Annotated in this window: 6 protein-coding genes and 2 pseudogenes; 7 read left to right on the forward strand and 1 reads right to left on the reverse strand. The window is 58.7% G+C overall.

From position 1 onward, the window contains the following. The 7 genes and pseudogenes from ACJH6I_RS31310 to ACJH6I_RS31340 all read left to right on the forward strand — a co-directional run. A pseudogene (locus tag ACJH6I_RS31310) lies at positions 1-522 on the forward strand (mammalian cell entry protein); the annotation flags it as partial. Then, positions 519-1,622 carry an MCE family protein gene (locus ACJH6I_RS31315; RefSeq protein ID WP_171504751.1) on the forward strand — a complete coding sequence of 368 codons (1,104 nt, stop codon included), beginning with the start codon at positions 519-521 and terminating at the stop codon, positions 1,620-1,622. The pseudogene ACJH6I_RS31310 and the gene ACJH6I_RS31315, both read left to right, overlap by 4 nt. Beyond that, positions 1,619-2,740, forward strand: coding sequence for an MCE family protein (locus ACJH6I_RS31320; protein WP_406785175.1), 1,122 nt, complete (start codon positions 1,619-1,621; stop codon positions 2,738-2,740). The genes ACJH6I_RS31315 and ACJH6I_RS31320 overlap by 4 nt, the downstream gene beginning before the upstream one ends. Then, the gene (locus tag ACJH6I_RS31325) at positions 2,737-4,011 is read left to right on the forward strand and encodes an MlaD family protein (protein ID WP_080989682.1); all 1,275 of its coding nucleotides are present in this window, start codon (positions 2,737-2,739) and stop codon (positions 4,009-4,011) included. The genes ACJH6I_RS31320 and ACJH6I_RS31325 overlap by 4 nt, the downstream gene beginning before the upstream one ends. A gap of 17 nt (positions 4,012-4,028) precedes the next feature. Then, positions 4,029-4,727 carry a hypothetical protein gene (locus ACJH6I_RS31330; RefSeq protein ID WP_047040097.1) on the forward strand — a complete coding sequence of 233 codons (699 nt, stop codon included), beginning with the start codon at positions 4,029-4,031 and terminating at the stop codon, positions 4,725-4,727. Between the two features lie 4 nt (positions 4,728-4,731). Continuing rightward, positions 4,732-5,526, forward strand: coding sequence for an RsiV family protein (locus tag ACJH6I_RS31335; protein WP_064914587.1), 795 nt, complete (start codon positions 4,732-4,734; stop codon positions 5,524-5,526). A 59-nt stretch (positions 5,527-5,585) separates the two neighbouring features. Then, positions 5,586-6,440: pseudogene (locus ACJH6I_RS31340) on the forward strand (integrase core domain-containing protein); the annotation flags it as partial. Between the two features lie 328 nt (positions 6,441-6,768). Here the strand turns inward: ACJH6I_RS31340 and ACJH6I_RS31345 are convergent. Then, positions 6,769-7,482, reverse strand: a complete 714-nt coding sequence (locus tag ACJH6I_RS31345; protein ID WP_048896462.1) for a TetR/AcrR family transcriptional regulator — start codon at positions 7,480-7,482, stop codon at positions 6,769-6,771. Positions 7,483-8,215: the final 733 nt, after the last annotated feature.

An 8,215-nucleotide genomic window follows, 5' to 3' on the forward strand; every position in this document is an offset into this window, starting at 1 on the left:
TGTGATCATCCCCGGGAAGGCGCGCCCACATTCACGCCGCCCTACCAAGGCTCATCCACAGGTTCTGATCATTGCTCTCAGATTGGCACACTACTCTCCAGCACCGACAAGCTCGCCGCAACAATCAGGGACCAGAAAGCCAACCTGGGGATGCTCGTCCTGCAAGGTCGAGACCTGATCGGCGAGATCACGACTCGTCGCGCGGCCATTGAACGACTGTTCGAAGGCACGACTGCCTTGGCGCACACGTTATCCCGAATCCTGACGGACGAGCACGCTCTCAACGAAATGCTAGACAGTGTGCGCGACTTCACGCGAATGATCGCCGAGCATGACGCGCTGTTCCGCAATACACTGCAGGCCCTCCCGATCGCCATGCGTAACTTCGCCAACGCTACGGGCAGTGGCACCGGAATCGATGGAACATTTTCATCCGGCCCACTCATGGACTCATGGATGTGCGCAATCAGCGGCCGTGCCGAACAATTCGGATTGGTCGAGTATTTCGAGGATTGCGCATGAGTAGAAGGACATTGGTCTGGCTCACTGCCGTGATTGCCGCCGCCCTCGCCGTTGCCACGACTTTGATAACCAACCGCGCTGGCACCCAACCAATCACGGTGACTGCTCATTTCGAGGACGCGATCGGGCTTTACGAAGGCAACACCGTTGCTGTGCTAGGTATGCAGGTCGGACATGTTGACCGCATCACGACGAAGGGTGATTCCGTCGAAGTCACGCTCGTGCTCGACGACGGGGTCGACATACCCGCTGATGTTCAGGCAGTCACTGTGTCCACGTCGATTCTCACAGACCGACATGTTGAACTTACGCCCCCCTATCGCGGAGGTCCGAAGCTAGGCGACGGAGACGTCATCGGCCTCGGGCGTACCCGTACTCCCGTGGAATTCGACAGGACACTTGCCATGATCGACCGGCTAGCAGTCGCCCTCCGCGGAAACGGCGAGGGCTCTGGGCCGTTGGCCGATCTGGTGAATGTCGGCGCGCAGATCGCGACGGACAACGGTGAGGATCTCAAGAGCACGCTGAGCGAACTGTCATCAGCCCTACGGCTCGAGACCGATCACGGGGCCCGCACCAAAGAGAACATTAATACGATTGCCACCAGCCTCGACATGCTCACGCAATCCGCCGCAGAGAACGAGCAGACGATCCGAGAGTTCGGATCAAACGTGCACCAGCTCAGCGACATCCTGGCCGACGAAAGCCTAGGCACTGGCACGACGGGCTCCAAGATCAACCAAATTCTGATGCAAGTTGCATCGGTGCTGGAATCCAGACGTGACGGACTGAAGACGACTGCCGCCGACTCAAGGGCCATCACCCAAGCACTGGTCGACTACCAACGTGAGGTCGCAGAGTTCTTCAACCTCGCGCCAATGACACTCGACAACGTCTGGAATGCCATCGACGCCGACAATGGCGCCGTCCGACTGCACGCCCTCGCCGACAAGATTCTCTTCGACAGCCAGCTCAGCAAAGAAATGTGTAATCTCATCGGCCTCAAACAGCTCGGCTGCGCCACAGGCACACTCCGCGACTACGGACCGGATTTCGGCCTCACCGGAATGCTGGAACTCATGGCGGGAGTGGAGAAATGACGTCTCTGCTGGGCACCCACGTAACTCGCCGCTATCGCAACGTACTGTCTATCGGGCTGATCGCGGTCTTGTCCGGTTGTTCGTCCGGACTAGAAAGCCTCCCGCTGAGTTCTCCTTCAGTAGGTGGCGAGACCTACACGTTGACTGCGGTTTTCACTAATGCACTAAACTTGCCGGCTCATGCGAAGGTGAAGGTCGGTGGCGCTGACATCGGCGTGGTTGAGAAGATTCAAGCCAAGGAGTTCACCGCGCAGGTAACTATGCGCATACGTGAGGACGTCTCGATCTACGACGGCGCAACCGTTGAGCTTAGGTCGGCCACGCCCCTCGGCGATCTCTTCGTCGCAGTCCAGCCTCATCCGGACCAACAGTCGGCTAGCACACCGTTGGCCGACGGAGACGTCATTCCCTTGGCTGCAACATCGGCTGGTGCCACCGTCGAGGAGTTGCTCAGTTCAGCTGCTGTGCTTGTCAATGGCGGGGTGATCCGCAGCTTAACCCACATCCTCAACGGCGCCGGCTCGGCCGTCGGGGACAGTGGAACGAAGATCGCCGACCTGCTCCATCAGTCGAACAGATTGATTGCACAACTCAACGCACGCTCAGATGAGATCACAGAGGCCCTGCACCGCACATCCGAACTGGCGTCTAGCTTGTCCGCACGTCAGCACACGATCAATGCTGCGCTCGCAGCTGCAGATCCAGCGATCGCAGTGATCTCCGATAACCGCGATCAGATCGTGACTTTGATCGGTTCTGTTGCCCGCACTACGCGGCAACTATCGCGATTTCCGTCGTTACAAGGCACTGATTCCCGCAGCCTCATTGCCGACTTGAATAGGCTGAGTGACGCATTCAACGACGCAAGCATCGACCCCAACACGTCGCTGACGACCATCAATCGAATCGTCCCAAGGCTTCTCAAGTTGACCTCCGGCGCCAACCTCCATGCCGCAGGGGACGTAGAACAGATCGCACTTGGCGCTCTACCAGATATGAACTATCCAGGTGATCCGATGACGCACGGTCCGGACGGCACCGACTGGCATGCGATGATCGGTAGTTTGCGGTATCAATGGAATCTCTTGCTGAATAGAATTTACGGGCCTCAGCGATGAGCGTGCCGAATATCTTCCAGCGATGCGCCGGTGCCGCCGTCGACTCAGTGCAAGCCATACGCGCCCGTCGTACAGCGGTCGCTCTTGCGGGCCTGTTCCTCACTCTCACTGCTGCATTCGGCTACATATCGTTGGGTACGTTCGGATACAATCCGGTCCGCGCGACAGTTGGTCTGCGCATTCAGCTGTCAGAGTCAGGCGGGCTCCTCGCCAGTCAAGATGTGACACTGCGAGGCGTCCAGATTGGCAAAGTCCTTGCTGTACAAGTCGATGGCGATGGAGTGGTAGCCGAGATCGAGATCGACCCAGACCTCCAGATTCCCAAGGACGCGGCGTTCCGGGTCTCCGGCCTTTCTCCCGCCGGCGAGCAGTACCTAGACATCCGGCCCGCAAACGGTACCGGGCCGTTCCTTCGTGACGGCGACACGGTCAGCGCAACTCAGACTGACATCCCCGTGCAGTTTCATCGTCTGGTGACAGACGCTGAAGGCCTTCTTGCACAGCTTGATCCAGCGAAGCTCTCAGCAATGACGAAGGAGATGGGCGTAGGGGCGGCAGGACCGGCGAAGCTTTCGGCCATCTTCGATGGCGGAGTTTTCCTCATTTCGACACTGGATTCTGTTCTCCCAGAAACCATTCGGGTCATTCGCAATAGCCGTACGATTTTCACGATGGTGACCGACGCCGAATCCGAGCTGCTCGAAACGGCGACGGACGTCCGTGAAATCGTAGCGGGAGCCAACCGGATGGAGGGGGGCTACCGTCAATTGGTCGATACGGGAAGTCGGCCACTCACCGCGCTGGACGCTGTCATTGCGGACAACTCCGAAACCATGGTCCAGTTGCTCGGCAACCTGACCACCGTCGCGCAGTTGTCCTATGTGAGGGTACCTGCGCTCAAAGCTCTGTTCCCGCCACTGGAGCAACGGGGTTCGGTGATCGATGCGGTAGCGTCGACTTTCCGCGATGGAGGAGTCTGGGAGATCGTCGACCCCTACCCACGCTATTCCTGCGACTACAACCTGCCGCGACGTCCCCCATCACAGGCGGACTTTCCCGAGCCGTACAGGTATACGTACTGCAATAATCCTGATCCCGCGGTACTTATTCGGGGCGCGCGCAATGCGCCGCGGCCTCCCGGCGACGACACTGATCGGCCACCGCCAGGCCACGATCCCCTCGCAACCACCGACCCAGCGCCCGTGGGGCCCAACACTATCCCGACACCCTATGGTGGGCCGCCCAAGAACCTGGCGCCACCGCCGAAGTAAGACGCATAGGAGGCACGATGTTCAGCCGGACCAGAACCAAGGATGTGTTCGATCAGATCAACGGGAGCAACGACTGTGAGGAGAATGAGCATAGTTCCGGCGACAAGGACGTCGATCAATCACCCGAGAACCACGATGCAGATGAGGTGACAGGCGTTGATCCCACGGACGATCCCGACGATCAACACCAATCTGTCGACCTAGACGACCCTGCTACCGAGAGTCGGCTTGGTCGGGGTTCCCGGACGACCCTCATCGGCGCCGTGTTGCTAGTGGCGCTGCTCCTCGCAGTGGGCACGGCGGCTTTCTTTGGGTGGCAGGTCAAACGCCAACACGATCTAGTCGCGACGGGTCGTGAAGCACTCGCAGTTGCCAATGATTATGGGGTTACCCTGACGAGTATCGACAGCGCCAAGGTCGATGAGAACTACGCGAAGGTACTCCAGGGTGCAACTGGCGAGTTCAAGGATCTTTACACCCAGTCGGCTGCCCAACTTCGGCAGTTGCTTATCGACAACAAGGCTGTAAGCCATGGCGTGGTCGTGGATTCAGCGGTCAAGTCAGTCACCCCTGACAAGGTGGAAGTGCTCCTCTTCATAGATCAATCAATAAGCAATGCAGTCAACCCAGAGCCGCGGATCGACCGCAGCCGGGTTACGATCGCTCTCGAACGCATCGATAACCGCTGGCTCGCAAGCAAAGTGGATATCAAGTAGCGCAATGGGTACAACTGGCTTACGGATCGCGCTCGCTATTGCATGCGTCACTGCGCTTGCCGGCGCGTCATCAGCTCACGCCGACACCCTGTGCAACGCGGTGTTCGGAGGCCAATGGGAAGCGCAGGACGACAACTGTACGACCTTCATTCGTTCGCAACGGGAAGCTGTCCTCGCTCTGAAAGTTGTGGTTCCACAATACCTGGTCGGCCATCCGCACATGGGGCCGCCAATCGTAGAGTATTTGCGTGATCGCGTCTTGTCCTGGCGCACAGCGGGTTCGAGCATGGTTCGTGCTAGCGATGTCTCAATAGACTACAGCGCGCACTCCCATCGAGCTCTGCGGTCCGTCGTATTTCGCGAGACTCAGCAGACCGTAGGCAACAACGCAAATAATGCTGTCAGGAGTTTCGTTTTTGACCTCGGCACCGGCAATCAACTATCGCTTGCCGACCTGTTCAAGCCCGGAATCGACCCGCTCACGGCCTTACCGCCCCTGGCTCGGCCGTTTCTCGAAGAATCGCTCGCCACGGCACGGCCGCCACACGTTGTCGGCGCATACCCTTTCATCGTCGACCGGTTCGAACCGCAGGTTGATGGCTCAGGCTACTCAGAGAATTACCGAGCATTTGCGTTGACATCGAGTGAACTGATTCTTTTCATGCCTGATCGACCGATGTCGCGCGAGAACCCGATGCCACACAACCAGTTGGTGTGGTCGATGGACGGCGGGGCCGTTCAAACCCATATCCCTCTCGAGGCACTCTCGTCGATCCTCCGCCAAGATTTGACGATCTGAATCTCGACGGAGGAAGTTTCGGCAGCGTGGTGTGGAGTTTTTCCCAGAGGTCTTCATCCCGCTGGGTGGCCCAGTACGGCGGCATGAAGGCCAACGAGCGCAGCGCCGTGACGGTGTTGTGTGAGCGATTCGGGATCTCCGAGCGTCGAGCCTGTGCGGTGGTGGGCCTGCATCGGTCCACGATGCGCCTCGCGCCGCGCCGACCACTGATGAGGAAGCCCGGCTGTGGGCCTGGCTGCGGAAATCCTCCACCGACCGGCCCTGCTGGGCTATGGCGACGAGCAGCGATTGCAGCACGAAAGCGGGCTGGGTCATCAACAACAAGCGCGTCCGCCAGCTGTGGCGCGACGAGGGCCTGCGGGTCCCGCAGCGCCGCAAGAAGGAACGCCTGACCGGACCGCGGTCGGGGCGATGTCCCCGAACCGTCCGAATCTGATCCGGGCGATGGACTTCCGGTTCGGCACCACCGCCGGCGGGCGCACCATCACGATGCTCAACGTCATCGACGGGTTCGCCCGCGAAGCCCTGGCGATCCACGTCGACCGCGCCATCAACGCCGACGGAGTCGTCCACATCCTCGACCAATTGGTCGAAACACATGGGGCGCCGTACGTGCGCATCGACAACGGGCCTGCGTTAGTCGCCCACGCGGACAACGACTGGTGCCGGTTCAATGGCACCGGTTCACTGTTCATCGACCCCGGATTACCCTGGCAGAACGCATGGATCGAGTCGTTCCACGCCCGACTGTGCGATGAACTGCTCGATTCCTTGCGCTTCGACTCACCGCTGAGAGCCGGGTGATCATCGAGGACTGGAGGATCAACTACAGCGCCAACCGACCACATTCGGCCCACCGCGGACTCAGCCCCGCCGAGTTCTCCCTACAGTGGACCATGAACCGCAAACCCAAGCCGCATAGCGACTGGACCACCGAATGGGTCCCCTTCACTCCTACCAGCGCAAACACGCCGCACCCCAGTTTACTACTGTAGTATTAGGCCATGGAAATGGAGATTTCGAGAACACAACCGACTCCGCATGCCCATTGACGAAGCCGCATGATCAGCGGTCTATCAACGGCATCAATAATCCGCTGGCAATATTGCGGCCATTTCAAACGCCAATGAATATACGTTCGAATCCGCTAGTGGCACGGTTTTTGTAACCGGCTCGTTCGATATCGGCAGTATCGATGCGGTATTCGCTTTTGCCAATCTGCTGGCACAAATGCCTATCGAATTAGCGTGCCTGAGTACTCGGTGAGTTAGAGTCCATGTGGCTAGCGAGGACAGCAAGGGCTGTCGACGCGGACTTGCCCTCAGGGTCAGCGAGGCGGTCCAGTCTGCGGCGATCGCTTAACAGTGAACCCAGGCAAAGCTGCACCAGTTGAGAACCTGCTTCCAAGGCGGTGAGCCTTCCCTCCGGTTTGAACCACGTCCAAGTCCATTGCGTCGCACCGAATATCAGAAGGCTCTGTACCTCAACGTCGAGCGGTCGAAACGAGCCATTTCGTGTGCCTTCCTCGATCAACGACCGGAACATAGACATGTACTCGTTGCGCAACTCGCGTCCGTGGGCCAGTGAATCGAGGGTTGCGACCATCGCTATCTCACGTTGGAACGCGAGGGTGGCGTCACGATCGATGTCTTGATATTGCATGAGCGCAAACAAAAGCCCGGACAACTTCTGATCCGGCGAATCCAACCGATTCAAAATGTCGTGGGCTTCCCTCAAACGTCGTTCCATGTAGCCGTCGTGCAGCTTGGCGAACAACTTGTCCTTGGTGCCGTAGAAATGAACAATTGTCCCCTTGGAGATCTCCAACTCGTTCGCGATCTCGCTGAAATTGCTGCCAGAATATCCTCTGCGGGCAACGTTTCGGGTGAACGCGCTGAGGATGTCCTGCGCACGGCCCCTCCGAGCGCGAGCTCGTGCGGGTTCTTTTGCCGCCACAGTGACCTCACTCCTTTAATGTAAAGAAACTTTCATCGAATGGAAGTCAACCTATATCAGAGATTCAGCGTAGGTGACCGCCGACACAACGAAAATAGTCAGGCTGCCGGCGCCAGTTTGGCCTGGTACGGCAATACAACCTAGGCCTTGCCAGCCTTGTCAAGTAGGGGTGTGCCCAGGTCGTGGTTGGACGGCCCCACTTTAACCTTCGATCCTGGCGAAGGACTCTGCGCAGTGCCTGGATTTGGCCGCTGGAGTAGGGCAATACTGGTGTGAGGTGCGAGCAGGATCGAGTGGTCCGCTCAAGCGACGAGCCACTGCCCTCGTGGTCGGCGACATGCAGTGTGGATCAACGGGAATGGCCCGGCCTTCACCGCCGCCTTGAGCGTGAAGTGATTGAACCGCAACCTGTTACAGCCTGACCAGCTGAGGCTGCAGTATGTGCATTGACCAGGGAGTTCGACTCACGACCTTGTTGTTGACCGTACAAGCGGTTAGTATTCGACCCGGCCGCGATGTTGGGACTCAATGACGAGTAAGGGATGTGCAGATGTCCGATATGGATCACTACCGGATGTACATAGCTGGTAAGTGGGTCGACTCATCCGAGACGGTCGAGATTCTCTCGCCTACTGACGGATTGCCCGTGGCCACCGGAGCAATGATCAGAACCTGTGGATCCCGGGCGGGCGTGCCTTCCCGGAAGATGATCTGCAAGGAATCCGAATTCTGA

This window comes from Mycobacterium sp. SMC-13 (assembly GCF_045311035.1).
Classification (GTDB): Bacteria; Actinomycetota; Actinomycetes; order Mycobacteriales; family Mycobacteriaceae; genus Mycobacterium.